This window comes from Mesorhizobium sp. M0761 (genome assembly GCF_040320205.1).
Classification (GTDB): domain Bacteria; phylum Pseudomonadota; class Alphaproteobacteria; order Rhizobiales; family Rhizobiaceae; genus Mesorhizobium.
The window spans coordinates 48,658-74,860 of the sequence record NZ_JAMYPF010000024.1 but is presented as its reverse complement, the minus strand read 5'-3'; the positions used below and the strand labels follow the sequence as shown (position 1 = coordinate 74,860).

The window sequence follows — 26,203 nt, the reverse complement described above, 5'->3', positions numbered from 1 at the left end:
ACTGAAAAACCCTATATTTCCCGTACGGGAATGCGAAATATGAAGTCGAAAGTGCAAAGCCTCAGAGCTTTTCTCGCCAGCGCCGACCGGTTTGCCTTGGTCGAAGTGGCCAGTACCAAGGGCTCGACCCCCCGCGAGAAGGGCGCCTTCATGCTCGTCTCGCAGGCGGCGACTTTTGGCACGATCGGCGGCGGTCAGCTCGAGTACATCGCGATCGACAAGGCGAGGCAGATGGTGGGGTCTTCACCCTCCCCCTTGTGGGGAGGGTCGGGGGGGGGGGGGGGGGCGGGGGGGGGGGGGGGGGGGGGGGGGGGGGCCGGCCCCCCCACCGGCCCCCCCCCCCCCCCCCCCGGGGGGGGGGGGGCGGACGATCGTGCCAAGCCACCCCGTTTCGCTGACGCCGCCACACGGCGTCCGCTCACCGACCCTCCCCACAAGGGGGAGGGTAAAGAAGCCCGCATCGGCTTCGACGAAGTCTGCGCCACGCTTGACGTGCCGCTAGGCCCCGAGATCGGCCAGTGCTGCGGCGGGCGCGTCGAAGTCTTGATCCGTGTCGTCGATGCCGCGCTTACTGCCGAGCTGATCGCGGCCGCAGAAGCCGAGGAAGCCCACCTGCCGCATGTCTATATCTTCGGCGGCGGCCATGTCGGCCGGGCGCTGGCCTCGACTGTTGCACTTCTTCCCGTGCGTGGTGTCGTCATCGAGACGCGGGCCGAAGCGCTGGAAGGCATGCCGGAAACCGTCGAGACGCGGCTGACGCCGATGCCCGAGGCCGAGGTGCGAAACGCCCCCGCCGGCACCGCCTTCGCCATCCTCACCCACGACCATGCGCTGGATTTCCTCATCGTCGCCGAAGCGCTGAAGCGCGACGACGCGGCCTATGTCGGCATGATCGGCTCGAAAACCAAGAGAGCGACGTTCAGGAACTGGTTCCTGAAATCGGCTGAGGGCACGGAGGCTGAGTTCGCCTGCCTCGTCTCGCCGATCGGCGGCGATGCGGTCAAGGACAAGCGCCCACCGGTCATAGCTGCGCTGGCCGCGGCCGAGATCATGACGGCGCTGGTCGCGCACGGCGCGGCACCGGCGGTAAGCCAGCAGGCGCGGCAAGGCCAAGAGGTAGCCGGCTAATCTTTTTTATCCGACCGCTTCAGGCCAAGATGATCTCGCAAGGTGCTGCCTTCGTATTCCCGACGGAACAGTCCGCGTCGCTGCAGTTCCGGCACCACCAGCGTGGCAAAGGCATCGAGCTCGCCGGGGAAGTATGACGGCATGACGTTGAAGCCGTCCGCGCCGCCGCCCTCGAACCGCGCCTGCAATTCGTCAGCGATCCGCGCCGGCGTGCCGACGATACGCCAATGGCCACGTGCGCCGGCGAAATGGCGCGCAAGCTGGCGGATCGACAGGCCGTCGCGGCGCGATTGTTGGATGACCAGCGCCTGGCGGCTTTTCATGCCCTCGGTCTCCGGCAGTTCGGGCATCGGTCCGTCGATCGGATAGCTCCCGAGATCGGAGATGCTGAGATAGCTGGACAGTAGCGCCACGCCGACATCGTCGGGGATCAGCGCCTGCAATTCCTCCTGTTTCTCCCGCGCTTCGGCCTCGGTGTCTGCCACCACCGGGGAGACGCCGGGCATGATCTTGATGTCGTCGGGTTCCCGCCCATAGCCCGCCATACGGCCCTTGAGGTCGTCGTAAAAGGCCTTGGCTTCCTCGAGGGTCTGCGCCGCCGTGAACACGACGTCGGCGGTGCGGGCGGCAAGGTCGCGGCCGACATCCGAGGCGCCGGCCTGCACCATCACCGGCGCGCCCTGCGGCGAGCGCGGCAGGTCGAGCGAGTCGCGCACCGAAAAGCTCTGGCCGTTGTGACCGTGAAAGCCGCTGCCTTGCCAAAGTCCTGATACCACCTCGGCGAATTCGCGCGCCCGCTCGTAGCGGTCGGCATGCGGTTTCAGGCCCGTCGCGCCGAAATTGGCGGCTTCGATGGGACTGGCCGACGTCACCAGGTTCCAGCCAGCCCGGCCACCACTCAGATGATCGATCGAGAGAAAGGTGCGCGCCAGCCCATAGGGCTCGTTGTAGCTGGTCGAGGCCGTCGAAACGAGGCCGATGCGGCTGGTCTGGACGGCGAGCGCGGACAGCAGGCTGATCGGCTCGAAGCCGATCGAGCGTGAGGTCTGGCTGGCGATGCCGACATTGGCTTCGCGCAGGCCGGCGGCGTCCTCGCAGAACACCATGTCGACCTTCGCCGCTTCCGCCGTGCGCGCCAGCCGGATGTAATGATCGATGTCGATGCCTGCCGTGACATGCGCCTTGGGGTGACGCCAGGCGGCGATGTGGTGGCCCGTCGCCCACAGGAAGGCGCCAAGCTTCATCTGGCGGGTCATTGCGCTCCTCCGGCAAGTCTGAGATGCGAACGCAAGGTGGTGCCGGGATAATCCGGTCGGACGAGGCTGCGGCGCTGCAATTCCGGCAGCACGCGGCCGATGAAACCGTCAATCGCGGCAGGCGGTATTGCGATGTTGAACCCGTCGCAGCTTTGCGAGCTGAACAATGTTTCGAGCGCGTTGGCAGCGACATCTGCGCCAACGTTCAGCAGCAGCTTGACCGCACCCGGATCGCGTCCGCAGGCCACAACGCGGCGCTTGAGATCGTCATGGCGCGCCTTGGCGTCCTCTGTGGGTCTGTCCAGCAGGACGACATCGGCGGTGCGGGCGGCGATATCCAGGTCGGCCTCGGACAGGCCGGACAGCACCAGCACCGGCGTATCCTGCGGCGAGCGCGCGACGTTCAGCGGCCCGCGCACGGAGAAAAATTCGCCCTTGTGGTCGAGCAGGTGCATTTTTTCGGGATCGTGGAAGCGGCCGCCGATCTTGTCGAACAGCAGCGCGTCGGCATCCCAGCCCTGCCACAGGCGCTGAACGATGCCGATGTATTCCTGCGTGCGGCGGCGGAACACATCGTCGGAAAATCCATCCGGCCGGCTGAAATTGGCGGCTTCCCGTGGCGCCTGCGCCATGGTCGCGTGCCAGCCGGCGCGGCCATGGCTGATGATGTCGAGCGAAGCAAAACGGCGCGCCAGATTGTACGGCTGGTGAGCCACCGTCGAGGCTGCAGCGACAAGGCCGATCCGACTTGTCACCGTCGCCAGCGCCGCCAGCAAGGTCGTCGCTTCGAAAGAACTCGACCCGGCGCTGTTCGGCGCGGAATCATCGAGGACAATCATGTCCAGCCCCGCCGCTTCCGCTTGCTTGGCAAAGCCGGCCAGGTCGCTAAACCCGAGCGGCTGCCCGGAAGTAATGTTGAGCGAAACGGCAAGATGCATTGTGGCTTGCTGGTCAGTCGGCATGGGACCATCGATCATAGGGCGGCGTATGCGAACCTAAGGTCACCTGCTTGTAAGACAACCCTGGCGACTGGGCCAACAGCCCCTCACTTGCCGGCCAGCAAATCCTTGATCAGCCGCTGGCAACGCTCGGCCATGAAGTCGAGCAACAGCCGCACCTTTGGATCCTGCAGCTTCTTGTGCGGATAGACGGCGGCGAACTGCACCGGCGTTGGCGGCGTGCTGGCCAGGATGACCTGCAGCCGCCGGTCGCGGATGAAGGGTTCGACCTCGAAGCGCGGCTTGTTGATGATGCCGCGGCCCGACAGCGCCCAGCCGGTCAGCACATCGCCATCGTCGGTGTCGTAGGGGCCGTGCACCTCGAATTTCTGCGGGCCGGACGGCGTCTGCAGCGTCCAGACATATTCGCGCGCCCCGGAATAGCGCAGCATCAGGCAGTCGTGCTTCTTGCCGATCAGCTCCTGTGGCTCCACCGGCTCGCCGCGCGCTTCGAGATATTTCGGTGCCGCCACCAGCACGCGTTCACATTCCATGATGCCGCGCATCCGCAGGCTGGAATCCTCGATGATGCCGAGCTTGAAGGCGACGTCGATGCCTTCCTTCATGATGTCGATATTGTGGTCGGAGAGCCTCAGCCGCACCTCGATATCGGGGTATTTGTCGTGGAAATCCGGAATGCCCGACGCCACCAGCCGCCGTCCGAGGCCGAGCGGTGCGGTCACCTTGATGGTGCCGCGCGGTTGGCCGGAAAGCGCCGAAACCGCGGCTTCCGCCTCGGTGATAGCCTCCAGCACCTGCTTGGCGCCGGAGTAGAACACCGTGCCATGCTCCGTCGGCATCAATTGCCGTGTGGTGCGGTTGAACAGCCGCACGCCGAGGTGTTTTTCCAGCTCCTTGATGCGGTTGGAGGCGACCGCCGGCGAAATGCGCATGTCGCGGCCCGCCGCCGAGAGATTACCAAGCTCGACGACGCGGACGAAGACGGCGATGTTGTCGAGATAGGCCATTCGTGGCTCTTTATGTGGCGGCGTACGTGGTCAGCCTAGTATTTTCCATTTTTTTTTGAAAGTCATCGTACACCTCGCCTCTTTTCGTTTGCGCCCCACACCGTAAAGTCAGCCGATCGGCAGGGACGATTTCACATGATGGATTTCGCGATTTTCTGGGACTGGCTGAGTTTCGCCGTGCGCTGGCTGCACGTCGTCACCGGCATCGCCTGGATCGGCTCGTCCTTCTATTTCGTCGCGCTCGACCTTGGCCTGCGCCAGCGCCCCGGCATGCCGGCCGGCGCATTCGGCGAGGAATGGCAGGTGCATGGCGGCGGCTTCTACCACGTCCAGAAATATCTGGTGGCGCCGGCCGAAATGCCGGAACACCTGACCTGGTTCAAGTGGGAATCCTACGCCACCTGGCTGTCCGGCTTCGCCATGCTGTGCGTGGTCTACTATGCCGGCGCCGACCTGTTCCTGATCGACCCCAATGTTCTGTCCATGTCGGTTCCCGTGGGCATCCTGCTGTCGATGGCGACGATCGGCGTCGGCTGGGTTGTCTACGATCTGCTCTGCCGGTCGCCGCTCGGCAAAAGTGACACCGGACTGATGCTGGTGCTCTATGGCGTGCTGGTGTTCATCGCCTGGGGGCTGACGAATCTGTTCACCGGCCGCGCCGCTTTCCTGCATCTGGGCGCCATCACCGCCACGATCATGTCGGCCAATGTCTTCATGGTGATTATTCCAAACCAGAAGATCGTCGTCGCCGACCTGATTGCCGGCCGCAAGCCCGACCCGAAATACGGCAAGATCGCCAAGCAGCGCTCGCTGCACAACAATTACCTGACGCTGCCCGTGCTGTTCCTGATGCTGTCGAACCACTATCCGCTGGCGTTTGCGACGGAGTTCAACTGGGTCATCGCCTCGCTGGTGTTCATCATCGGCGTCTTGATCCGGCACTATTTCAACACCGTGCATAAGCGTGCCGGCAACCCCCACTGGACCTGGATGGCGGCTGCGGTGCTATTCGTCATCATCATGTGGCTGTCGACAGCGCCGAAAATACTGACCGGCGAGCCCAAGGCATCCGCCGCGGCCGAAGTCTATATCGCCTCGTCGCATTTCCCGGCGGTGCGCGACACCGTGCTTGGCCGCTGCTCGATGTGCCATACGGCCGAGCCGGTCTATGAAGGCATCTACCATGCGCCGAAGGGCGTGATGCTCGACACCGACGCCGGCATTGCCGAGCATGCGCGTGAAATCTATTTGCAGGCCGGGCGCAGCCACGCCATGCCGCCCGCCAACGTCACCCAGATCAGCGACAAGGAACGGGCGCTGCTGGTCGCCTGGTTCGAAGGCGCAGGGAAATAGGGATGACCTCCACACTTCTGCGCGGCCGCACGCTAAGCTTCTTGCGCTGGCCCGAAGCCATCGACGACCATGCCGCCTGGCGCTATGAGGAGGATGGCGGCCTGCTGATCCGCGACGGCCGGATCGTTGCCGCAGGCAGCTACACGGAAGTCGAAAAGCAAGCGGGCGACGGTGCGAAAAGGATCGATCATCGGCCGCATCTGCTGCTGCCCGGCTTCATCGATGCGCATGCGCATTTCCCGCAGATGCAGGTCATTGCCTCCTACGGCGCCGAACTGCTCGACTGGCTGAACACCTACACCTTTCCCGAAGAGACCAAATTCGCCAACGCCCAGCATGGCCGCCGCATCGCCCGGCTGTTCCTGGACGAGATGGTGCGCCACGGCACGACGACGGTCGCCGCCTACTGCTCGGTGCACAAGGCGTCTGCCGAAGCGTTCTTTGCCGAATCGCATGCGCGCGGCATGCTCAACATTGCCGGCAAGGTGATGATGGATCGAAACGCGCCGGTAGGCGTGCTCGACACGCCGCAATCCGGCTATGACGATACGAAGGCACTGATTGCGGAATGGCACGGCAAGGGCCGCCAGCTTTATGCGATCACGCCGCGCTTCGCCATCACCTCTTCGCCCGAACAGTTGGAGATGTCGGGCGCGCTCTGCCGCGAGCATCCCGATCTGCATATGCAGACGCATCTGTCGGAAAACCACGCCGAAATCGCCTTCACGCAAAAACTCTATCCGCAGGCGCGCGACTACACCGATGTCTACGAGCAGTATGGCCTGCTGGGGCCAAAGAGCCTGTTCGGCCACTGCATCCATCTCTTGGAACGCGAGGCCGATGCGCTGTCGGACAGCGGCTCGGTGGCGGTGTTCTGCCCGACCTCGAACCTGTTCCTCGGCTCCGGCCTGTTCGATTACCAGCGCTTTCGGCGCCGCGACAAGCCGCTGCGCATCGCCGCGGCCAGCGATGTCGGCGGCGGCACCAACTATTCGATGCTGCGCACCATGGACGAGGGCTACAAGGTGATCGCGCTGACTGGCGAAAAGCTGAACCCGTTCCAGTCCTTCTGGCAATTAACACGTGGCAATGCCGAGGCGCTGTCTATGGCGGACAAGGTCGGCACGCTGGATGAAGGCACCGATGCCGACATCACCGTGCTCGACGCCCGCGCCACGCCGGCGATGCGGCTGAGGATGGCGACTGTGGAGACGCTGGCGGAGGAGCTGTTCCTGCTGCAGACGCTGGGCGACGACCGTGCCGTGCGCGAGGTCTATGTCGCGGGGCGGCCGGCCAAGAGTGATATGATCGCGGGTTAGGACTCATCATCCGCGCGGGACAAGATGATGATTGCGCCTGGTTGCCAAGAGGTTCCCCCACTCCGTCGCCGCTTCGCGGCGCCACCTATCCCCCTCCGGAGGGAGAGGAAGGGAGCCTTTGCTTCGGAGGACGGGCGCCGGTTCGGACAGCTTTGCGCCCTTCCTCTACCCCGTCGATCGGGGGAGAGGTGTCGAGAGAAGCTCGACGGAGTGGGGGGGCGATCCTGGCGGGGCAAGACCACCACCGCGACGAGACCTTGACCGGGCGGAGCTTGTCGTACACACGATTTGTGACGATTTCGGAGAACAAAAATGGCCGCCGCAGACGACATCGCTCTGATCCAGAAACAGGAAGAGACGCTGGTCTTCCCGGCCTTCGACGAGGCCGTCGCGTTCAAGGTCGGCGCGGCGATCCGCGAGCGGGCGCTGGCCGAAAAGCTGCCCATCATCATCGATATCAGGCTGTGGGATCGGCCGCTGTTTTATGCCGCGATGCCCGGTTCAAACGCCTCCAACCCCGACTGGGCACGACGCAAGATCAATGTGGTCAAGCGCTACCTCAGGAGCACCTATCGTCTGGTGCTGGAACAGCAGCGACCGGACCGCACCTTCAAGGTCGGCGAGGGGCTGGATATTGCTGATTACGTACTGGCCGGCGGCGGGTTTCCGGTGACTGTAAAGGGTGCCGGCGTCATCGGCGTCATCGCCGTCTCCGGCCTGCCGGAACGCCAGGATCATGGCGTCGTCGTCGATGCACTGTGCGATCATCTCGGCGTCGATCGGACACAATTGGCGCTGCCGCCGGAAGGTAAATCGTGACGTTGGCGCTGCCCCTCATCCGCCTGCCGGCACCTTCTCCCCGTATAGTGACGGGGAGAAAGGACAAGCTCGAGCGCTGGCGATCCCCTCTCCCCGTCTTTCACGGGGTGAGGGTGAGGGGCAGCGCCAACGTTTGCTCATTTTGAAAACCGCCAGTTACGGCCAAGGATAACCGTGCTCGATCCCAAATCCTTTCTCATCTCGATCTTCAATGCCGCTGTTGCCGCTGCCGATCCTGAACGGACCATCAGGGATCATCTGCCGGCCAGGCCCAAGGGCCGCACCATCGTCATCGGCGCCGGCAAGGGCTCGGCGCAGATGGCGGCGGCATTCGAGAAGGTGTGGGATGGCCCGATCGAAGGGCTGGTCGTCACCCGCTACGGCTATGGCGCCAGATGCGAGCGCATCGAAATCATCGAGGCGGCACATCCGGTGCCGGACGCTGCCGGTCTTGAGGCGTCGCGGCGCCTGCTCGAAAAGGTGCAAGGGCTGACTGCGGACGACCTGGTAGTCGCGCTGATATCGGGCGGAGGATCGGCGCTGCTGCCGTCGCCTGCCGCCGGCCTGACGCTCGCCGACGAAATCGCCGTCAACGAGGCGCTGCTTGCCTCCGGCGCGCCGATCGCGGCGATGAACACAATCCGCAAGCATCTCTCGACCATCAAGGGCGGCCGGCTGGCAGCTGCCGCCTGGCCGGCCAAACTGGTATCACTGGTTGTCTCTGACATTCCCGGCGACAACCCGGCGCTGGTGGCCTCCGGCCCGACCGTGCCCGACTCCGGCAACCGCGCCGATGCGCTGGCCTCGATAGCGGCCTACGGCATGAAACTGCCCGACGCCGTCATGGCGCACATCAACTCGCCAGAGGCCGATGCGCCAGATCTGGATGACCAGCGCTTTTCACGCAATGAAGTGCACCTGATCGCCTCGGCTGGCGTGTCGCTGGAAGCGTCAGCCGCTGAGGCAAAACGGCAGGGCATCGAAGCCGTCATCCTCTCCGATTCCATCGAGGGCGAGGCGCGCGAGGTCGGTGGCGTGCATGCAGCCATTGCGCGCGAAGTGGCGACGCGCAACCGGCCGTTCAAAAAGCCGGTGCTGATCCTGTCCGGCGGCGAGACGACCGTGACCTTGCGGGCCCCTGTTGACGGAAAAAGGGGCAAGGGCGGCCGCAACTCCGAATTCCTGCTCGCCTTTGCCATCGGCATCAGCGGCGCGGAAGGTATTCATGCACTGGCCGCCGATACCGACGGCATCGATGGCTCGGAAGACAATGCCGGCGCCTTTGCCGATGGCTCGACTGTCTCGCGCATGCGTGCCGCCGGCATCGACGCCAAGGCGATGCTGGCCGGCAACAATGCCTGGACGGCGTTCAACGCGATCGGCGATCTGTTCGTGCCGGGGCCGACGGGTACGAATGTGAACGATCTGAGGGCAATCCTAATCAGTTAATCTGGCCGTGGCGGCCGAAGTTTTCCAACGTTGGATTCACGACCGTGAAGCCACCCAGCTTCGTCATCCCTGGGCGAAGCAGGAGCGAAGCTCCGTCGCGAAGACCCCTGGGATCCATTCCGTGATGTTAGCCGTCGAGCGCAACGGCATAATTCTGCACCGTAGCAGCGTGCAAACGTCGCGGCATGGATCCTCGGGTCTGCGCTGCGTCGCTTCACTCCTTGCTCCGCCCGCGGATGACGATGTCGCTGAGGCTTTCGCTCATCTCACGACCCCATCAGCCGCTTCACCTCTTTCATATCCTTTAGGAACCGCTCGCGCTCAGCCTCCTTGTCCGTCGGCTCGTGAATGCGCAGGATAAAGGAGGGGTGGATGGTGATGAACACGCGCAAGCCATCCTCGCGTTCGATCAACTGGCCGCGCATTTTCGTCACGGCAATGGCCTTGCCCAGCAGCGACAACGCCGCCGTTGCCCCAAGCGCCACGGCGAGGTCCGGCTTGATCAGCTCAAGCTCCCGGCCGATCCACCAGCGGCAGGCCTGGACTTCGCCGGCATTTGGCTTCGAATGGATGCGGCGCTTGCCGCGCGGCTCGAACTTGAAATGCTTGACGGCGTTGGTGACGTAGACTTTTTGCCGGTCGACGCCTGCGTCATCGAGAATTGCATCGAACACTTTGCCCGCTGGCCCGACAAAAGGTTTGCCGGCGAGATCTTCCTGATCGCCCGGTTGTTCGCCGACGAAGACCACTTTGGCATCATCCGGCCCCTCGCCGAACACGGTCTGTGTCGCGTCGCGCCACAACGGGCAGCGGCGGCAGCCTTTCGCGGCTTCGCGTAGCTCGGAAATGGTGTTGGCGTCATCGTCCGGCGCCTCGGCCGGCTCGCGCTTCGGCCAATGTTTCGCCTGCAGCTTGGCGTGGTGCGGCGCCGGCGTTGTCGGCAGTCTGGCAATCATATCCCTGGCGGCCTCGTCCGCTCCTGCGATCAGATCTGGAATGAGCGAGGCCTCGGGAAGGTTCCGCCAATATTTCTTCGGCATCTCCTTCTGCATCGCCTTCACCTTGAGCCGCGCCGGGTTGAAGATGTTTTCGAAATAGGTCAGCCACAACGCCTCGGTGTCGTCCTGATCGGGTGCATCGCCCTTGGCCGCACCCGGCCCGATCGCCAGCCTTTCGCCGTTCCAGTCGGCGGAGGCATAGGGCGTCAGGATGGTCCAGCGCATGCCGGTGAACCGCCGGACGAAGAAATCCGCGTTGCGCTCGACAATGAAATGCTCCGGCTCGAACCAGGCGACGTAGCGCTCGTTCTCGCCGTCGCCGATCTTCCGGAAGCGTACGAAGGCATGCATCTTATGGCTGTCGCGCCGCACCGCCTTTTCCATGGCTTCGAGCCGCCTGGTGTCGGGATCGGATGCGATCGCCAGCAGTTTCGGCTCGGTGCGCAGGCGCCAAAGCATCCAGTAGAGAAAGGCAAACCGGCCGGGGTCGGAGTGGCAGAAGGCCGTTTCGGCATGGGCGATGAACTCGCGCGGGACGGTAAGCTGCGCGCCCTCTGGCACCGCCGGCAAGGCATCTTGAGTATCATTGGCGTCGGACCCGACACCCCAACTAATATCCTCAGGTCGGACCTCATTCAGCGCCAGACGCCGTGCCGCATCGCGCCAACCGGCGAAATCGGTCTGGCTCGCTAGCCGGACAGTGTATCGGGCAAGGTCGAGCTGGGCCGGCTGCATGGTCAAAACAGAGACAGTTGTTCGCAGGACTTTACGATCGTGTCGCGCAAGCCGGTCTTGTCCGTTAGTCCACCCGGCGACCAGCCTTCGGCGATGATGAAGGGCCTCAGCTTGGCGATCGAATGGCAGATCCGTCCGACATCTTCCAGCCGCATGTGTCGGTGGCGGCGGGTTTCAAGGATCTTCGCCACCACCTTGGTGCCCAGACCCGGAACCCGCAGCAGCGCTTCCCGATCGGCGCGGTTGATGTCGACGGGAAACCTCGCCCGATTGCGCAAAGCCCAGGCGAGCTTGGGGTCAATGGCGAGATCGAGCATGCCGTCGCTGCTGCCGGCGAGGATTTCCGGCTGCGAAAAGCCGTAGAAGCGCATCAGCCAGTCGGCCTGATAGAGCCGGTGCTCGCGCATCAGCGGCGGTTTCTGCAGCGGCAGCGACGATGACGAATCCGGGATCGGGCTGAAGGCGGAGTAATAGACGCGCCGCAGATGGTAGCTGCCATAGAGCCGCGCACTGGTGTGCAAGATGCCGTCGTCGGATGTCTTGTCGGCGCCGACGATCATCTGCGTCGACTGACCTCCGGGCGCAAAGCGTTCGCGCTTCTTGGTCCTCAGCGTCGGCTCGGCTTTTTCCTCCATCTTCCGGCGCAGGTTCGCCATGGAAAGGCGGATCGTTTCCGGCTTCTTCTCCGGCGCCAGTTTCTTGACGCCCTCATCGGTCGGCAGTTCGACGTTGATAGACAGCCGGTCGGCGTAGAGCCCGGCCTGCTCGACCAGTTCGGCCGAGCTTTCCGGAATGGTCTTCAGATGAATATAGCCGGAGAATTTTTCGTCCAGCCGCAGCCGCCGCGCCACCTCCACCATCTCGGCCATGGTCTCGTCGGGCGAACGGATGACGCCGGAGGACAGGAAGAGGCCCTCGATGTAGTTGCGCCGGTAGAAATCCATGGTCAGCTTCACCACCTCGTCGATGCTAAAGCGGGCGCGGCGCACATTCGATGACGAGCGGTTGATGCAGTAGCTGCAATCGTAAATGCAGAAATTGGTGAGCAGGATTTTCAGGAGCGAAATGCAGCGGCCATCCGGCGCGTAGGAATGGCAGATGCCCATGCCTTCTGTGGAGCCGATACCGCCGGATTGGAGCGAATCCTTCTTCGCCCAGCCGGACGAGGCGCAGGAAGCATCGTATTTGGCGGCGTCAGACAGGATTGCCAGCTTTTCACGGACGGTAGGTGCGCTCATCCGTTCATGATATGTTCTTGAAGGCTGCAGCGCCACCTCATTTGATGCAGGCGGCGAAAAGTAATCGCCGCCTGATCGTCGGGCTAGCAGGACGACTGCCCGAGTTCCAGGCGGTCTCTCAGACCTCATGGAGGTAGAGGTGGTAATCCAGCTCGCTGACGGTGCGGGCGACGCGCAGATACTCCGACTGCTTGATCGCCACGAAGGTGCGATGCAGATCCTCGCCAAGCGCCTCTTTCAGGAAGCTCGATGCCCGCGCCGCCTCGATCGCAGCGCGCCAGTCGACCGGCATGGTCGTGCGCGTGACAGCGGCTTCATAGCCATTCCCAGTGGTTTCGGGGCCGGGGTCGAGGCCTTCGTCCAAACCCTTGATGATGCCGGCCAGCACCGTTGCCGCGATCAGGTAGGGATTGGCGTCGACGCCCGAAGGCCGGTGCTCGATGCGCCGGTTCTTGGCGTCGCCCGCCGGCACGCGCAGCGCCACCGAACGGTTGTTGACGCCCCAGGTCGGCGCCACTGGCGCATAGGACTGCGAGACGAAGCGCCGCCAGGAATTGGCGTGCGGCGCAAACACCAGCATCGATTCGGCCATGGTCTGGATCAGCCCGCCGAGCCCCTGCAGCAGCGGCAGCGACCAGCTTTCGCCGCCGGCTTCGGCAAAAACGTTGCGGCCGTTCTTGTCCTGCAGCGAAACATGGAAATGCATGCCGGAGCCGGCATATTTTTCGATCGGCTTGGCCATGAAGCAGGCGGTAACACCATGGCGGCGCGCCTGCGCCCGCACCAGCCGCTTCAACATGACGAGGTCGTCGGCCGCCCGCATGACATCCTTGCGGTAGTTCAGCGTCAGCTCGTACTGGCCGGGCGCGTATTCGGAAATCACCGTTTCGGCCGGAATGCCTTGCGCCTTAGCCGCGGCATAGATGTCGGAAAACAGCGGCTCCATGCCGTGCAGATGGTCGACGGAATAGACTTCCGTCTTGGCCGAGCGGCGGCCGTCGAGCACGGCATCCGCCGGTTTCACCTTGCCATCGGCATCGCGCTCATTGGCCAGCAGGAAAAATTCGAGTTCGAAGGCGCCGGCGGGATAGAGGCCCTTGGCCGCCAAGATGTCGACCTGCCTGGCCAGCGCCAAGCGCGGGTCCGACGACATTGGCTGTCCCTCGAGATGGTACATCGCCATCAGCAACTGGCCGCGCGGCGGGTTCGTGCCGTAAAGCGGCACCAGCGTGCCGGGAATGGGCCATGCCCTGAGATCGCCGTCTCCAGTCGTCCAGATCAGCCCGGTTTCGTGCACATCCTCGCCGGTGATGTCGAGGCCGAGGATCGAGATCGGCATGTGGCGGCCGCCCTCGAAGATGCTTTTCAGCTCATGCCGGCGCACGATCTTGCCGCGGCCGACGCCGTTGGCGTCGGTCAAGACGATATCGAAGGCTTCGATTTCGGGATGGGCGTCGAGAAAGGCTTGCGCCTCGGCGGGCGTCGAGCCCGAAGGTGAAGTCATGATTAGTGTACTCGAGTTTGGCTTGGCAGCTTGTCTCATGCCGTCAGCCTTGCCGCAACCGTGGCGAAGGCGGTGATCAGCCGGTTGACCTGGGCGCCGGTGGTGGCCGGTGAGATCAGCATCATGTTGTGAAAGGGCGCGATCAGCATTAGTGTACTCGAGTTTGGCTTGGCAGCTTGTCTCATGCCGTCAGCCTTGCCGCAACCGTGGCGAAGACGGTGATCAGCCGGTTGACCTGGGCGCCGGTGGTGGCCGGTGAGATCAGCATCATGTTGTGAAAGGGCGCGATCAGCACGCCCTGGTTGACCAGCGCGACATGGATAGCCGCCTCAAGCTCCGGCGCATGGGCAGTCTCGGCTTCGGCGCCGTTCCTGAGCGGGCCAGGGGCGCAGATGAACTCGACGCGGGCGCCGACGCGGGCGACATGCCAGGGCAGATTGTAGCGATCGATGACGCCGGTCAGCCCGGCATCGAGCCGCAGGGCGAGGCGATCCATCCGGGCATAATTCTCCTGCGTCATCACCTCTTCGAGCGTTGCGCGCATGGCTGCGAACTGCAGCGGGTTCGCCGACAGCGTCGTGCCCATGCCGGAATAGCCCGGCTCCTTGGTTCGATTGTAGTCGGCATAGCGCGAGGCGACCTCGTCGCTCATGCCCCACACGCTTGCCGGCACGCCGCCGGCGATCGGCTTGCCCAGCACGAACAGGTCGGGCTGCAGCCCGAATTTCCTGGTGTAGCCGCCGGGTCCAGTCGAAATCGTGTGCGTCTCGTCTATCAGAAGCAGCGTTCCGGCCGCGCGCGTCAGTTTGCGCAAGGCGTCGTGAAAACCCGGATCGGGCAGCACCATGCAGGAATTGGTCAGCACCGGCTCAGCAATGACGCAGGCGACATCCTTGTCCTTGAGCGCTGCTTGCAGCGCGGCGACATCGTTGAATTCAATGACCTTCGCCGTCTTGGTCAGGTCGCGAAACTCACCCGCCAGCCCCGGCCGATTCACGGGCTTGCCGTCGACCATCCGGACCATCGTCTCGTCGACCGAGCCGTGATAGCAGCCGTTGAAGACCAGTATCTTTTCGCGGCCGGTGACGGCGCGGGCGACGCGCAGCGCGAAGCGGTTGGCGTCGGTGGCGGTGGTGGCGATCTGCCAGAACGGCAGACCGAAACGCTGTGTGAGCAGCGGCCCGATGGCCAGCGCATCTTCCGAAGGCAGCATATAGGTCAGGCCGCGCCCGGCCTGGCGGCGGATGGCGCGCGCCACCGGCGGCGGCGAATGGCCGAACATCGAGCCGGTGTCACCGAGGCAGAAATCGTCCAGCCTGTTGCCGTCGATATCCGTGATGGCGGCGCCCTTGGCGCTTTCGACCAGGATCGGGAATGGCGTCGGCCAGTCGTTCATCCAGTGCATCGGCACACCGCCGAAGAAGCCTGGCAGGCCGTTACCGACCTTGGCCTGCGATTTCGGCCGCGCCTTGCGGAAGGTGTTCGCCTCGCTTGTCCGCAATGCAGCGATGCGGTCACGGCTGATACCGCCGATGGACGCCTTTGAATAACTGTTCGTGCTGTGCATGAAATCCCTCTCGGCCGGCACACTACCCAATTGGCGACGGCAACCGCAATTGGCCGTGTTGGTGCGCTGCATTGGGTCAGCAGCAAGTTCGGCAGACTTGACCTTCCGGCGCAGTCGGGCGCCAATGCGATCGGGTCTGTGGTTTGGGGAGAAAAATGCGGACGATCATCTGCGCTATTGCGCTACTCTTGTCGGCCGCTGCGGCTTCCGCATCGGGCGGCGTCTGGTGTTCCGTCGATGACAAAGCGGTGCAATTCGAGGTCGGCGCCGGGGTCACCAGAGGTATGGGCGGCCCGACCTTCAATTTTCGCGGCGATCTCGAGATACTTGGCCGGCCGGAAGGCGACAGTCTGCGCAAGACCGTCTTCGAGGATTCCGACCTCACCCAGTACTGGCTGGACGACAAGGAGTTGCGGCTGAACGTCTACCACGAGCATCAGCTCGGAGATAAATTCAACTCTGTCGAACTGACGATCCTGACCAAGACCAGTGACGAGGGCGTCTATGACGGCCGGTACACGCTTGCCGTCTACGACAACGCCGCCGACACGGAACAGGACGGCAAGCCGAAAGAATTGACCGGCAAGGTGTCGTGCGGAGCCGAATAGGTCACGCCGAGATATCGATGACGCCGCAGTCGCCGGCGGCACTGCCGAAGGCGACCCGGCGCTCTTCCTTATCCCACATCATCGCGGTGATGGCGCCCTTGCCCGGGCGGCGCAACAGCACCTCTTTGGCATCGGTAAAGCGCACCGCCATGACCATGCCGTCATCATAGCCGACGGCGACGACATCCTGGCTCGGATGGCAGGCAACCGATGTCACCATGGCGTTGCCGCGCGTGCCGAGCTCCAGCGGCGCCTTGCCCATCGGGCCGTCCTTGCCCGAAAACGGCCAGACGATCGCCGCCGGCGCGCCGGAACTCGCCAGCCATTTGCCCTTCACGCTCCACGACAGGCTTTTGACCTTGCCGGGATAGCCGGTCATGCGCATGTGCTTGCCGTCGGCGAGCTTCCAGCCATGCAGCGCGTTTTCCTGCATGGTGGTGACGAGGAAGGCGCCATCCGGCGAGAAGGTGACGCCGGTATGGGCACCGGCCCATTCCAGCTCCACCGGTCTGCCCTCGGCGGCCGGGAAATGCAGCGTCGCGCCATTGTAGCGGGCGACGCCGAAGCGCATGCCCTTGGGGGAGAAGGCCAGCCCCTCGACCGAACGTGGATGGGCAAACTCTTTGGTCTTGCCGTCGGCAAAGCGCACGAACGCAGTCTTGCCTGTGGCATAGGCGATAGCGCCTTGCGGCCCGGCGGCAACGCTGGTGATCCACTTCTTGCCGGCGCTGGCGAGTTCGCTGACATTGCCGCCGGCGGCAACGGCAAAAATCTTGCCGTCCTCGCCGCCGGTGATCAGGCGGTCGTTGGCGGCGTCATGGAACGTGGAGAGCAGGCCGTCATTGGCCTGAATTGTCTTGTGGCCGTTGTCGAGCCTATGAACTGTCCCATCGGCCAGCGCAAAATGCGGCACGTTGTCGAGGAAGACGGCGGCAAGGCAGTGACCTTCCAGGTCAAGGGGGGCAACTGTGGGCATGGCTTCCTGGGCGAAGGAGGTTTCGAATTTGTCTTGGCGACTTACTTGACGTTTCCCTCATCGGCAATCACCAGGGATTGGTGGCGGTCGCCAAAGGCAAGAAGGTAGGCATCAAAGCAGCCTGTTTGTTCGCAACTCCGTCGCGAAGGTCGCGAGCGGCATTATCAGCGTCAGTGGTTGGTCTAGAAGAGACTCTGCACCGTAGCCGGCATACCAACTCGCTGCCCGCTCGCTTTTGGCGTCAATGATGAGCAGGATGCCGCCGCCTTCGCCAGCCAGGCGTAAGCAGCGCAGCGCAGCGGCCGCAAGCAACTGCCCACCCAATCCGTGACCCGCAACACTGAGATCCGTCGCAAGACGTGCAAGCTTGAACCCAGAGACTTCGTGCCGCGCCAACCCTTTCGTCATCGCCGTGGGTACGGCGTCGTGAGGTACGGCAGACGGAGCAATTGTGTAGAAACCCAAAATCCGCTCCGGGGCTCTATCGTCTATTGCGCAAAAGGTCTTTGCCGCATTCTGCTCGTGGCTTTGTCGCGCGAACCTTCGCAAAAAATCGTTCATTTGCGTATCACCGCAATCAAACGAAGCCCGATCGTGCTGTTTAGTAATGGGCTGCTCATGCCAGGACGGAAGGGTCACAGCGTATCTGGCAAGGCGGCTATCGCCGCTCGAAGTTTAGCGTTGGGTTTCGGCGGGTTTTCCAACAGGTCGAGTATGCGTGCAAAATCACGATCGGATACTTTCGTAATCTCAGCCGCTTCGATAACAGCCTGCGCCTCGGGAACGATCCTGTTGAGGATGAAGTCGGCAACATCCTGGTTAGACAACGCAGCGGCGCGTGCAATCATCGCCTTATGCGCGGGCGCAATGCGAATCTGATAGCGCTCAGTCTTGTTGTCGGCGGGCCGCGGCATAAATTGTCTCCTCAACGTGATGTACACATCATATGTGTACATCACGCCAAAATCAACCCTCTGAGGCGTTTAGGCCGCCTGGCAGGCGTCAAAGCTCTTCTTCAGCCGCTCGGCGTCAAGCTCGCGGCCGATGAACACCAGCCGGCTCTCATGCTTTTCGCCGTCTTTCCAGGCGCGCTGGTGGTCGCCTTCGATGATCATGTGCACGCCCTGGATGACATAGCGCTCGTCGTCGCCCTTGAGCGCGATGATGCCTTTCAGCCGCAGGATGTTGGGACCTTCCATCTGAGTGATCTTCTCGATCCACGGGAAGAATTTCTTCGGGTCCATCTCGCCGCCGCGCAGCGACACCGACTGCACGGTCACGTCATGGATGTCGGAGGGATGCGCGTGATCGTGATGATGATGGTCGTGATCATGGTCGTGGTGATCGTGCCCGTCATGGTCATGGTGGTCGTGATCATGATCGTGCGCCTCGAGGAAATGTGGGTCGTTCTCCAATGCGCGCGACAGGTCGAAGGCGCCGCGGTCGAGCACTTCGGACAGCGCCACGCCGGCGCGCGTGGTGCGGTGGATCCTGGCCGCCGGGTTGATGGCGCGGATGGTGGCCTCGACCTTGGCCAGCTCTTCGGGCGTCACCAGGTCGGTCTTGTTGAGCACGACGACATCGGCGAAGGCGATCTGGTCCTCGGCTTCCTTGGAATCCTTCAACCGGAGCGGCAGGTGCTTGGCGTCGACCAGGGCCACGACAGCGTCGAGCCTGGTCTTGGAGCGCACGTCGTCGTCCATGAAGAAGGTCTGCGCCACCGGCACCGGATCGGCAAGGCCGGTGGTCTCGACGACGATGGCGTCGAAGCGGCCCGGGCGGCGCATCAGGCCTTCGACGACGCGGATCAGGTCGCCGCGCACCGTGCAACAGACGCAGCCATTGTTCATTTCGTAGATTTCCTCGTCGGATTCCACGATCAAATCATTGTCGATGCCGATCTCGCCGAATTCATTGACGATGACGGCATAACGCTTGCCATGGTTTTCCGACAGGATGCGGTTGAGCAGCGTCGTCTTGCCGGCGCCGAGATAGCCGGTGAGAACGGTCACGGGGATTTGCGTCTGTGCTTCGCTCATATCTTGCCTCGAAATGGCTGGGCCACGGAATTGCGGGCCGCAAGAAGGGATTGTTGGCCTGATATAGGATGTGTGCCGGCCTTTTGCACGAGGCAAACCGCCTGGGTGTTTGACCCAGGTTGACGAAGCGGGTGGGTAGACCGAGAGGCCGAGTGCGAGGGATGCCGACCATCAACGTGTCGCCGGAAACGCCTCTTCGTTGACCTGTGCTGAGCCGCGCCGCGTCAAACCGTTGCAATCGCCTTGGCGGAAACTCGTTTGTCATCTAACTGAAATAAACATCTGGCATCACCATTTCGAGCACCACAAATGCTTGCCGGCAAAGCTGTTTCGAAAGCCGGAATCTTTTGGATCGTCGATTGCCAACCGGCCGGCTGCGTCTATGCTGCACGCACCGGTACGGCCGAAGAGGGATCACCATGGCCAAGGCGGACAAGACTGCAACGATGAGCCGGCTGCATTCGGCGGCAAGGCTGGCAAGGACCGCGCTGGCGGCGCGGCTTCTGGCGCATGGCTTCTATGCCGGCCAGGACCAGATCATGCTGACGCTCGACCGCGAGGACGGCCAGACGCCCGGCAATCTCGCCGGCCGCCTCGGCGTGCGCCCGCCGACCATCACCAAGACCATAAACCGGCTGCAGGCCCAGGGCTTTTTGGAAAAGCGCGCCTCTTCCGCGGATGCACGCCAGGCGCATATCTTTCTCACCGACACCGGCCGCGAGATCATCCACGCCATCGAGAAGTCGGTTAAGAAGACCGAGAAGCAGGCGTTGAAGGGCCTCGACAAGAAAGAACAGAAGACGCTGTTCAAGCTGCTCGCCCGCATCGAGGCCAATTTGTCGAACGAGGAGCTGGTGCTCGTCGACGACGACGCCGACATCGACGACTGACCGGCACGGCGGCCGCGTGTCTTGAGCTAGGCCGCCACCGAAGGGCCGCGCACCAGCGCCGACCAGCGGCCGGGCGTCAGGCCGAATGCTTTCTTGAAATGTCTGTTGAAATGGCTCTGGTCGCTGAAGCCGGCGCCGACGGCAATCTCGGCCAGCGGTTCGCCGATCTCGATCATCCGTCTTGCCTTTTGCAGCCGGCGCATCAGCAGGAAACGATGCGGGCTGGTGGAATAGGTCGCGCGAAAATGGCGTGACAGCGCATAGCGGTCGAGCCCGGTGACGGCTTCCAGCTCATCGGAACGAACGGACCGCTCGGCATTCTCCTCGAGATAGCCGCGCGCCAGCGCTGCCGCACGCGAGGCCGACTTCCCCATCGGCTTTGCCTTCTGTCCCGCATGACGCCCCAGATGCCGCGCCAGCTCCGCAACGAAATCGGCGACGAACAGCTCGTTCAGTTCCTCATCGAGCGGCGACAGGGCCGAAAGCAGCGTGCCACGCAAGGCGGGATCGCTGACCACAGCATCCCTGACGAAAGGCAGCGGCGCGCCGTCGAGGCAGTCGAGCAGCAGAGACGGTTCCAGATAGAGGATCCGGTAGCGCAGACCATCCTCGGTCCCGGCGCCGCCATCGTGCACTTCGTCGGGATGCAGCACGATAACCTGGCCGGGCAGGCTGTGGTTGACAGTGCCCCTGTAGTGGAAGCGCTGCACACCGGAAAGCGTCACGCCGACGGCAAGTGTATCATGACGGTGCAGGTCGAAGGCGTTGCCATGGAAATGCGCCTCGATGCGCTCGATGCCAGCGGTAACAGGCGCCGACACGATCCGGTCCTCATCCGCGCACGAACGTTCAAGACCCTGCGTCGCCTCACCGTCTAGATCGTGCGTCATCACCTATCCCTGCCCCTTCATGGGCGTGCTCCGGAGTCCTCATTTTGGTATTCGATACGAAATTTGCAATCGTGCTGCGGGACGATCTCGCCGTCTGGCAAAAGCTCAACGTCACGGCCTTCCTGACCAGCGGCGTCGTCGCGCAATTCCCCGACATTATCGGCGAACCCTACCGCGACCGCGCCGGCAACCTTTACAATCCTCTGTCGATCCAGCCGGTCATCGTGCTTTCGGCCGATGGGCCGACGCTCAACTCCATCCACCGGAAGGCGCTGGAGCGGGGCGTGACGGCGTCAGCCTATGTCGAGGAGATGTTTGCCACCGGCTTCGATGCGGCCAACCGCGCCGTCTTCGCCGAGTTCGGCCCTGAGGACGCCAAGATCGTCGGCATCGCGCTGCGTGCCGACAAGAAACTCGTCGACAAGATCACCAAGGGCGCCCGCATGCACGCCTAATTCAGCAGGAAGCGTGTAACGGCGCTCATGAATTCAGTCGGCCGCTCGACGTTCAGCATATGGACGCCCGGAAGCAGTGTAAGCGTGGCGCCGGGGATGCTGGCTGCGATCGCCTCGCTGTGGCTTGCCAGCGTTACCTTGTCGTCTTCTCCACCGATCACCAGAGTGGGGGCGGTAATGAGGGAGACAGTCCGGCGCAGATCGCAATCGCGTACGGCGGCGAAGCATCCCGCGAGACCTTGGGGCGGCGTCGCCAGGACCATCGCGCGGAACGCGTCGACGGTTTCGTTTGGGCCGGCAAGCATCGAGGCGGGAAACCAGTTGTGCATGAACATGTCCGCGGCGGCCGACATGTTGCTCGCAGCAAGGACAGTACGGATCTGCTCGTCAAAGTAAGAAGCCGGCCCGAGATGTGGCGAGGTGTTGGAAAGGATGAGACGCTCGATGCGGTCCGGGGCATGGATACCCAGCCACTGCCCTACGAAGCCGCCCAGCGACAGCCCGCAGAAATGCACGCGGGCGATCTGAAGCGCATCCAGCAACTCAAGGACGTCGCGGCCCAGCCGATCGAGCGAATAGGCTCCGGCCGGAGCATCGGAACTGCCGTGGCCGCGCAGATCATAGCGCAGCACCCGGAAAGATCCGGCAAATTCCGCAAGCTGCCGGTCCCACATATGCAGGTTCGTCGCAATGGAATTCGAGAGCACAAGCACAGGGCCGGCCCCCGCCAGCTGATAGGCGATCCGGCAGCCGTCGCCCGTCGTAAAATAAAGCGTGTCAGTCATCTGGTCCTCATCTCACCCTGGCGAAAGGAGTTCGATGCTCCCGCCGCCCTTTGAATGAGCCACCCTAGGCCTCGTAATTATCCAGGAAAATTACTATGATTGGACAATCTCAGTAGGTTTTGGCGATAATGAATGGTCTGAAACTCCACGACCTACGGTGCTTTGACGCCGTGGCAAGCGAGGGCAGCTTCCAGGCGGCCGCCCTTGCCTTGAACCGATCGCATCCATCCGTCTTCGCCGCTGTCGCACGCCTCGAGCAGTTGCTCGGGCTCACACTTCTCGACCGCAGCGGATATCGGGTGGGGCTGACGGAGGCGGGCCGCGAGTTTCACGCGCGAGCGCAGCTGACATTGCGCGAGCTCGACCATCTGCGAACCTATGCGGGCCAGTTGGCGAGTGGCGAGGAGACGGTCCTGCGTGTCGTGATGGGTGATCTCTGCCCGCGACCGCAAATCCTGCGTATGCTCAGCGGCTTCTTTGCCGAACGCACCGGGACACGCCTGCACCTGGAGTACGAGGCGGTCGGCGGTCCGCTCGAACGGTTGATGGAAGGCTCGGCTGACCTCATCTTCCATCGCGCGGATCCTTCCGATCCGCATCTCGAGCGGATCGATCTCTGCGCGGTGCCCCTCGTGCCGGTGGTGGCGCCTGGGTTCCTTCCGTTCGCGCCTGGCCGCGAGATTGCGCCGGAGCAGATGCGGCCCTTCACCCAGTGCGTGATCCGCGACACGGCGCGGCGGCCAGCGCCGGAGAGCTATTTCCTCATCGACGGTGCGCATCAGTGCTCGGCGCCGGATCATCTGATGAAGAAGGAACTGATCCTTCACGGACTGGCCTGGGGCCATCTGCCGGCATGGCTGATCGAGGACGAACTGCGGGATAGGAGGCTGATCTCGATCGCTGGTGCACATCTGCCCGGCCGGACGGAGATCCTGGCGGCGGTGCGCCGGCGCGACCGACCGCATGGACCCGTCGCCGAGGCGTTGTGGCTTCATCTCCAGGCGCAAGTGGCATCCGACGGCAAAGCACCGGATGTCAGAACGTCGCAGCGGAACGCAAAGCGCCTTAGCTGGCATCGGATCGGCCTGCGCTGAACCTGTCTCAGACGCCTGTTGTGCCAGTCGCTTTTGGCTTGCCGGGCGCAGGCGATTGCCGCAAAGGTTAAGCGTTGATCCTCCCTGCCCGGCCTGACATTTGAACGTTCCCGCAAAATCAGACGAAAGCGCAACGCCGCCCGCGGCGATGCTGTTCATGCTTCGACCTATGTCTTTTTCACCTTTCTCGACACCTCGAGCAAATATCTGGTGCTGGCCGGCGTCTCGGCGCTGATCGTCGCCTGGGCCCGCTTCACCGTCCATGTCCTGCTTGTCGGCGTCTTCCTGCGCGGCTGGCGCGAGCCGTCGCGCTTCCGCGCCAACAATTTGCCGGCCCACATCCTGCGCGGCGGTCTGCTGTTCGGCTCGACCATGTGCAACGTCATGGCGCTCAAAACGCTTCAACTGGCCGAGACCACCTCGATCTACTTCTTCGGGCCGATGGTGATCACCGCCCTTGCCGGACCGCTGCTTGGTGAATGGGCCGGCTGGCGGCGCTGGCTGGCAATCCTGTCGGGCTTTGTCGGCGTGCTCGTCATTACAAGGCCGGGCATCGGCGTGTTCGGCATCGGCCATCTTTTCGCGCTCGGCTCGATGCTGTCGAACAGTTTTTACGTCATCATGACGCGGCGGATGTCAGCCAGCGAAACCTCGGAAAGCCTGATCCTGTTTTCGGCGCTGGCGCCGGCCGTGCTGCTTCTGCCGATGCTGCCGTTCTCGCATGGGCTGCCGCAGGATGGCTGGCACTGGTTCATACTGGTGATGCTGGGCGTGTTCGGCGCCGGCGGCCACTGGCTGCTGGTGCAGGCCTACCGCCTGGCGACTACCACGGCGCTGGCGCCGTACCCCTATTCGCAGATGGTCTGGATGATCCTGTCCGGCTGGATCATCTTCCACCAGTTCCCCGACCGCTGGACGCTGGTGGGTGCTGCCATCATCGTCGCCAGCGGCCTTTACATCATCCATCGCGAGCACCGTTTGCGGCTGCGCAATCGCACGACCGTCGATGCCGAGGCGGAGGCGCTGGCGAAAAAACTTTGATTTGCTCCGAATCCGATGGCATAACGCCGCATTTAAAAAATTTTAAAAAAACTCGGGGAGCGAAGGGCTGGCACAAAAGATCAAGCTTTCGACGATCGCGGATGCGCTTGGCGTGTCCACGGCCACGGTCTCCCTCGCCTTGCGCGACAGCCCGCTGGTCGCCGGCGCCACGCGTGACCGCATCAAGGAACATGCGCGGGCCATCGGTTATATCTACAACCGCCGCGCCGCCTCACTGCGCACCTCGCGCTCGGGCATTGTCGGCGTCGTCGTGCATGACATCATGAACCCGTTCTTCGCCGAGATCCTGCGCTCGATCGAGAGCGAACTCGATCGCAGCCGGCAGACCTTCATCCTGTCCAATCACTACGACCAGCTGGAAAAGCAACGCACCTTCATCGACACGCTGCTGCAGCTCGGCGCCGACGGCGTCATCATGTCCCCGGCCATCGGCACGCCGGCCTCCGACATCGTCATGGCCGAGGAAAACGGCCTGCCGGCGGTGCTGATCGCACGCAGCGTGGAAGGCGCCGACGTGCCGGTGTTTCGCGGCGACGATGCCTATGGCACGGCACTTGCCACCAATCATCTGATCTCGCTCGGGCACAAGCGCATCGCCATGATCGGCGGCACCGACCAGACCTCGACCGGGCGCGACCGCTACCAGGGCTATCTCAACGCCATGGAGGCCGCCGGGCTTGAGGTCAGGCCATCCTGGCGCATCGCCGGGCCGCGCACCAAGCAGGGCGGATTCGAGGCGGCTGGACAGTTTTTGGCGCTTAAAGACAAGCCAACCGCCGCTTGCTGCTGGAATGATCTGGTCGCCATCGGCCTGATGAACGGCATTGCCCGCGCCGGCCTGGTGCCGGGCGCCGACATCTCGGTCACCGGCTATGACGATCTCGAGGAGGCGGCAATCGCGACACCGGCGCTCACCACGGTCTGGAATGGCCAGCGCGAGGTCGGCCGCCGTGCCGCCAGCGCGCTGCTCGACAAGCTGAACGGACAGGCGGTACGGCCGTCACAGGAACTGATCAAGCCGGAACTGCATGTGCGCCAGTCGACCGGCAAGCCGGTGGAGCGTGCATGACCAAGACTGATGCGTTGCAGACCGTCGCCGTTCTGGTGCCAGGACATTTCAACGACCATGCGGTCGAGCGCATCGACCGCACCTTCAAGCGGGTCAAGATAGAGCGAGCCGATCCCGCCCTGGTCACCGAGGAGATGCGCCATGACGTGCGCGCCATTGCGTCCTTTGCCGGCGTCAATGCGGCATTGATGGATGCATTGCCCAACCTCGAACTCATCGCCTCCTTCGGCGTCGGCTATGATTCGGTCGATGCCGGCCATGCGGCCAAGAAAAACATCATGGTCACCAACACCCCCGATGTTTTGACCGAGGAGGTCGCCGACACCACGATCGGCCTTTTGCTCAACACCGTGCGTGAACTTTACAACGCCGAGAAATGGCTGCGCGACGGCAGTTGGGTGAAGAAGGGCAACTATCCCCTGAGCCGGCTGACCTTGCGCGGTCGGCATGTCGGCATTTTCGGCATGGGCCGCATCGGCCTTGCCATTGCGCGCCGGCTGGAAGCGTTCGGGCTGCCGGTGGCCTACCACAACAGGCGCAAGGTCGAAGGTCTGGCTTATGAATACCACCCGACGCTGAAGGGCCTTGCCGAAGCGGTCGATACGCTGATTTCCGTAGTGCCGGGCGGCGCTTCCACGGAGAAGGCGGTCAATGCCGAAATCCTGGCGGCGCTTGGCGCCAACGGCGTTTTCGTCAACATCGGCCGTGGCAGCACGGTCGACGAGGCAGACCTCGCCGCAGCGCTTGCCAACGGCACCATCGCCGCGGCCGGGCTCGATGTTTTCGCCGATGAACCGAATGTGCCCAAGGCTTTGCTGGAGGCGCCCAACACCTCGCTTTTGCCCCATGTCGGTTCGGCCTCGCACCACACGCGCCGCGCCATGGCGGATCTGTGCGTCGACAATCTGGTATCCTGGTTCAGCGAGCGCCGGCCACTGACCCCGGTGCCGGAGACGGCGCAAGTCAAGCCACGAAGCTGAGCGGCTGTCTGCCACACTCGTTA

General features: G+C 63.4%; 25 protein-coding genes. 12 read left to right on the top strand and 13 right to left on the bottom strand.

Annotated features, from left to right (window positions below; all coding sequences use genetic code 11):
- The first annotated feature begins 39 nt into the window (after positions 1-39).
- Positions 40-1,128, top strand: a complete 1,089-nt coding sequence (gene xdhC, locus NKI32_RS28115; RefSeq protein ID WP_353004613.1) for a xanthine dehydrogenase accessory protein XdhC — start codon at positions 40-42, stop codon at positions 1,126-1,128.
- Here the strand turns inward: xdhC and NKI32_RS28110 are convergent.
- The 3 genes from NKI32_RS28110 to NKI32_RS28100 all read right to left on the bottom strand — a co-directional run bounded on the left by NKI32_RS28110 (position 1,125) and on the right by NKI32_RS28100 (position 4,350).
- Complete coding sequence (locus NKI32_RS28110; RefSeq protein WP_353004605.1) at positions 1,125-2,384, bottom strand: LLM class flavin-dependent oxidoreductase; 1,260 nt, start codon at positions 2,382-2,384, stop codon at positions 1,125-1,127. The two genes, xdhC and NKI32_RS28110, sit on opposite strands and share 4 nt — an antisense overlap.
- Entirely contained in the window at positions 2,381-3,322 is a 942-nt protein-coding gene (locus NKI32_RS28105; RefSeq protein WP_023822084.1) for an LLM class flavin-dependent oxidoreductase, read from the bottom strand. Before NKI32_RS28105 ends, NKI32_RS28110 begins: the two co-directional genes overlap by 4 nt.
- Positions 3,323-3,429: 107 nt before the next feature.
- A complete protein-coding gene (locus tag NKI32_RS28100) occupies positions 3,430-4,350 on the bottom strand; it encodes a LysR family transcriptional regulator (RefSeq protein ID WP_023671373.1) in 921 nt (306 codons plus the stop codon).
- Between the two features lie 135 nt (positions 4,351-4,485).
- On the opposite strand from NKI32_RS28100, the gene NKI32_RS28095 reads away from it, so the two are divergent.
- The 4 genes from NKI32_RS28095 to NKI32_RS28080 all read left to right on the top strand — a co-directional run bounded on the left by NKI32_RS28095 (position 4,486) and on the right by NKI32_RS28080 (position 9,290).
- Positions 4,486-5,703 (top strand): urate hydroxylase PuuD, encoded by a 1,218-nt coding sequence (locus tag NKI32_RS28095; protein ID WP_353004603.1) that lies wholly within the window; start codon positions 4,486-4,488, stop codon positions 5,701-5,703.
- Between the two features lie 2 nt (positions 5,704-5,705).
- A complete protein-coding gene (gene guaD, locus NKI32_RS28090) occupies positions 5,706-7,022 on the top strand; it encodes a guanine deaminase (RefSeq protein WP_023671371.1) in 1,317 nt (438 codons plus the stop codon).
- Between the two features lie 312 nt (positions 7,023-7,334).
- Positions 7,335-7,841, top strand: a complete 507-nt coding sequence (locus NKI32_RS28085; RefSeq protein ID WP_023671370.1) for a heme-degrading domain-containing protein — start codon at positions 7,335-7,337, stop codon at positions 7,839-7,841.
- 168 nt (positions 7,842-8,009) lie between these two features.
- Positions 8,010-9,290 (top strand): glycerate kinase type-2 family protein, encoded by a 1,281-nt coding sequence (locus tag NKI32_RS28080; RefSeq protein WP_353004611.1) that lies wholly within the window; start codon positions 8,010-8,012, stop codon positions 9,288-9,290.
- A gap of 266 nt (positions 9,291-9,556) precedes the next feature.
- On the opposite strand, the gene NKI32_RS28075 is transcribed toward NKI32_RS28080, so the two are convergent.
- The 4 genes from NKI32_RS28075 to NKI32_RS28060 all read right to left on the bottom strand — a co-directional run bounded on the left by NKI32_RS28075 (position 9,557) and on the right by NKI32_RS28060 (position 15,332).
- Positions 9,557-11,023, bottom strand: coding sequence for a UdgX family uracil-DNA binding protein (locus tag NKI32_RS28075; RefSeq protein WP_023700412.1), 1,467 nt, complete (start codon positions 11,021-11,023; stop codon positions 9,557-9,559).
- A gap of 2 nt (positions 11,024-11,025) precedes the next feature.
- Positions 11,026-12,261 (bottom strand): putative DNA modification/repair radical SAM protein, encoded by a 1,236-nt coding sequence (locus tag NKI32_RS28070; RefSeq protein WP_023700413.1) that lies wholly within the window; start codon positions 12,259-12,261, stop codon positions 11,026-11,028.
- 118 nt (positions 12,262-12,379) lie between these two features.
- Positions 12,380-13,765, bottom strand: a complete 1,386-nt coding sequence (locus NKI32_RS28065) for a glutamine synthetase family protein (RefSeq protein WP_023683505.1) — start codon at positions 13,763-13,765, stop codon at positions 12,380-12,382.
- Between the two features lie 181 nt (positions 13,766-13,946).
- A complete protein-coding gene (locus NKI32_RS28060; protein WP_353004598.1) occupies positions 13,947-15,332 on the bottom strand; it encodes an aspartate aminotransferase family protein in 1,386 nt (461 codons plus the stop codon).
- A gap of 155 nt (positions 15,333-15,487) precedes the next feature.
- On the opposite strand from NKI32_RS28060, the gene NKI32_RS28055 reads away from it, so the two are divergent.
- On the top strand, positions 15,488-15,940 hold the full coding sequence (locus NKI32_RS28055) for a hypothetical protein (protein ID WP_023683507.1): 453 nt from the start codon (positions 15,488-15,490) through the stop codon (positions 15,938-15,940).
- Between the two features lies 1 nt (position 15,941).
- Here NKI32_RS28055 and NKI32_RS28050 read toward each other — a convergent pair whose 3' ends face one another.
- From NKI32_RS28050 to NKI32_RS28035, 4 genes are all read right to left on the bottom strand, one after another.
- The gene (locus tag NKI32_RS28050; RefSeq protein WP_023703655.1) at positions 15,942-16,916 is read right to left on the bottom strand and encodes a WD40 repeat domain-containing protein; all 975 of its coding nucleotides are present in this window, start codon (positions 16,914-16,916) and stop codon (positions 15,942-15,944) included.
- Positions 16,917-17,027: 111 nt separating this feature from the next.
- A complete protein-coding gene (locus NKI32_RS28045) occupies positions 17,028-17,555 on the bottom strand; it encodes a hypothetical protein (protein WP_023752460.1) in 528 nt (175 codons plus the stop codon).
- Positions 17,552-17,830 carry a type II toxin-antitoxin system TacA family antitoxin gene (locus NKI32_RS28040; protein WP_023689244.1) on the bottom strand — a complete coding sequence of 93 codons (279 nt, stop codon included), beginning with the start codon at positions 17,828-17,830 and terminating at the stop codon, positions 17,552-17,554. Before NKI32_RS28040 ends, NKI32_RS28045 begins: the two co-directional genes overlap by 4 nt.
- 69 nt (positions 17,831-17,899) lie before the next feature.
- Complete coding sequence (locus NKI32_RS28035) at positions 17,900-18,955, bottom strand: CobW family GTP-binding protein (RefSeq protein ID WP_023694718.1); 1,056 nt, start codon at positions 18,953-18,955, stop codon at positions 17,900-17,902.
- A gap of 419 nt (positions 18,956-19,374) precedes the next feature.
- On the opposite strand from NKI32_RS28035, the gene NKI32_RS28030 reads away from it, so the two are divergent.
- Entirely contained in the window at positions 19,375-19,845 is a 471-nt protein-coding gene (locus NKI32_RS28030) for a MarR family winged helix-turn-helix transcriptional regulator (protein WP_023694717.1), read from the top strand.
- A gap of 26 nt (positions 19,846-19,871) precedes the next feature.
- On the opposite strand, the gene NKI32_RS28025 is transcribed toward NKI32_RS28030, so the two are convergent.
- On the bottom strand, positions 19,872-20,735 hold the full coding sequence (locus NKI32_RS28025) for an AraC family transcriptional regulator (RefSeq protein ID WP_023694716.1): 864 nt from the start codon (positions 20,733-20,735) through the stop codon (positions 19,872-19,874).
- A 44-nt stretch (positions 20,736-20,779) separates the two neighbouring features.
- Between NKI32_RS28025 and NKI32_RS28020 the strand changes: the two genes are divergently transcribed.
- Positions 20,780-21,190 (top strand): DUF2000 family protein, encoded by a 411-nt coding sequence (locus NKI32_RS28020; RefSeq protein ID WP_023808229.1) that lies wholly within the window; start codon positions 20,780-20,782, stop codon positions 21,188-21,190.
- Here the strand turns inward: NKI32_RS28020 and NKI32_RS28015 are convergent.
- On the bottom strand, positions 21,187-21,975 hold the full coding sequence (locus tag NKI32_RS28015; RefSeq protein WP_023689240.1) for an alpha/beta fold hydrolase: 789 nt from the start codon (positions 21,973-21,975) through the stop codon (positions 21,187-21,189). The genes NKI32_RS28020 and NKI32_RS28015 overlap by 4 nt on opposite strands.
- A gap of 128 nt (positions 21,976-22,103) precedes the next feature.
- Between NKI32_RS28015 and NKI32_RS28010 the strand changes: the two genes are divergently transcribed.
- From NKI32_RS28010 to NKI32_RS27995, 4 genes are all read left to right on the top strand, one after another.
- Positions 22,104-23,069, top strand: coding sequence for a LysR family transcriptional regulator (locus tag NKI32_RS28010; protein WP_023689239.1), 966 nt, complete (start codon positions 22,104-22,106; stop codon positions 23,067-23,069).
- A gap of 210 nt (positions 23,070-23,279) precedes the next feature.
- Positions 23,280-24,110 carry a DMT family transporter gene (locus tag NKI32_RS28005; RefSeq protein WP_502898007.1) on the top strand — a complete coding sequence of 277 codons (831 nt, stop codon included), beginning with the start codon at positions 23,280-23,282 and terminating at the stop codon, positions 24,108-24,110.
- Between the two features lie 67 nt (positions 24,111-24,177).
- Positions 24,178-25,200, top strand: a complete 1,023-nt coding sequence (locus NKI32_RS28000) for a LacI family DNA-binding transcriptional regulator (protein ID WP_023671355.1) — start codon at positions 24,178-24,180, stop codon at positions 25,198-25,200.
- Positions 25,197-26,180: a 2-hydroxyacid dehydrogenase gene (locus NKI32_RS27995; RefSeq protein WP_023671354.1), complete on the top strand. Its 984-nt coding sequence runs from the start codon at positions 25,197-25,199 to the stop codon at positions 26,178-26,180. Before NKI32_RS28000 ends, NKI32_RS27995 begins: the two co-directional genes overlap by 4 nt.
- Positions 26,181-26,203 lie beyond the last annotated feature (23 nt).

Bases quoted from the DNA above. Each gene is read 5' to 3' on its own strand.
- NKI32_RS28110 (WP_353004605.1), bottom strand. From the start codon at position 2,384: ATGACCCGCCAGATGAAGCTTGGCGCCTTCCTGTGGGCGACGGGCCAC.
- NKI32_RS28065 (WP_023683505.1), bottom strand. From the start codon at position 13,765: ATGACTTCACCTTCGGGCTCGACGCCCGCCGAGGCGCAAGCCTTTCTC.
- NKI32_RS28025 (WP_023694716.1), bottom strand. From the start codon at position 20,735: ATGACGCACGATCTAGACGGTGAGGCGACGCAGGGTCTTGAACGTTCG.
- NKI32_RS28075 (WP_023700412.1), bottom strand. From the start codon at position 11,023: ATGCAGCCGGCCCAGCTCGACCTTGCCCGATACACTGTCCGGCTAGCG.
- NKI32_RS28030 (WP_023694717.1), top strand. From the start codon at position 19,375: ATGGCCAAGGCGGACAAGACTGCAACGATGAGCCGGCTGCATTCGGCG.
- NKI32_RS28060 (WP_353004598.1), bottom strand. From the start codon at position 15,332: ATGCACAGCACGAACAGTTATTCAAAGGCGTCCATCGGCGGTATCAGC.
- NKI32_RS28055 (WP_023683507.1), top strand. From the start codon at position 15,488: ATGCGGACGATCATCTGCGCTATTGCGCTACTCTTGTCGGCCGCTGCG.
- NKI32_RS28050 (WP_023703655.1), bottom strand. From the start codon at position 16,916: ATGCCCACAGTTGCCCCCCTTGACCTGGAAGGTCACTGCCTTGCCGCC.
- NKI32_RS28010 (WP_023689239.1), top strand. From the start codon at position 22,104: ATGAATGGTCTGAAACTCCACGACCTACGGTGCTTTGACGCCGTGGCA.
- guaD (WP_023671371.1), top strand. From the start codon at position 5,706: ATGACCTCCACACTTCTGCGCGGCCGCACGCTAAGCTTCTTGCGCTGG.
- NKI32_RS28015 (WP_023689240.1), bottom strand. From the start codon at position 21,975: ATGACTGACACGCTTTATTTTACGACGGGCGACGGCTGCCGGATCGCC.
- xdhC (WP_353004613.1), top strand. From the start codon at position 40: ATGAAGTCGAAAGTGCAAAGCCTCAGAGCTTTTCTCGCCAGCGCCGAC.
- NKI32_RS28035 (WP_023694718.1), bottom strand. From the start codon at position 18,955: ATGAGCGAAGCACAGACGCAAATCCCCGTGACCGTTCTCACCGGCTAT.
- NKI32_RS28085 (WP_023671370.1), top strand. From the start codon at position 7,335: ATGGCCGCCGCAGACGACATCGCTCTGATCCAGAAACAGGAAGAGACG.
- NKI32_RS27995 (WP_023671354.1), top strand. From the start codon at position 25,197: ATGACCAAGACTGATGCGTTGCAGACCGTCGCCGTTCTGGTGCCAGGA.
- NKI32_RS28040 (WP_023689244.1), bottom strand. From the start codon at position 17,830: ATGCCGCGGCCCGCCGACAACAAGACTGAGCGCTATCAGATTCGCATT.
- NKI32_RS28095 (WP_353004603.1), top strand. From the start codon at position 4,486: ATGATGGATTTCGCGATTTTCTGGGACTGGCTGAGTTTCGCCGTGCGC.
- NKI32_RS28100 (WP_023671373.1), bottom strand. From the start codon at position 4,350: ATGGCCTATCTCGACAACATCGCCGTCTTCGTCCGCGTCGTCGAGCTT.
- NKI32_RS28105 (WP_023822084.1), bottom strand. From the start codon at position 3,322: ATGCATCTTGCCGTTTCGCTCAACATTACTTCCGGGCAGCCGCTCGGG.
- NKI32_RS28070 (WP_023700413.1), bottom strand. From the start codon at position 12,261: ATGAGCGCACCTACCGTCCGTGAAAAGCTGGCAATCCTGTCTGACGCC.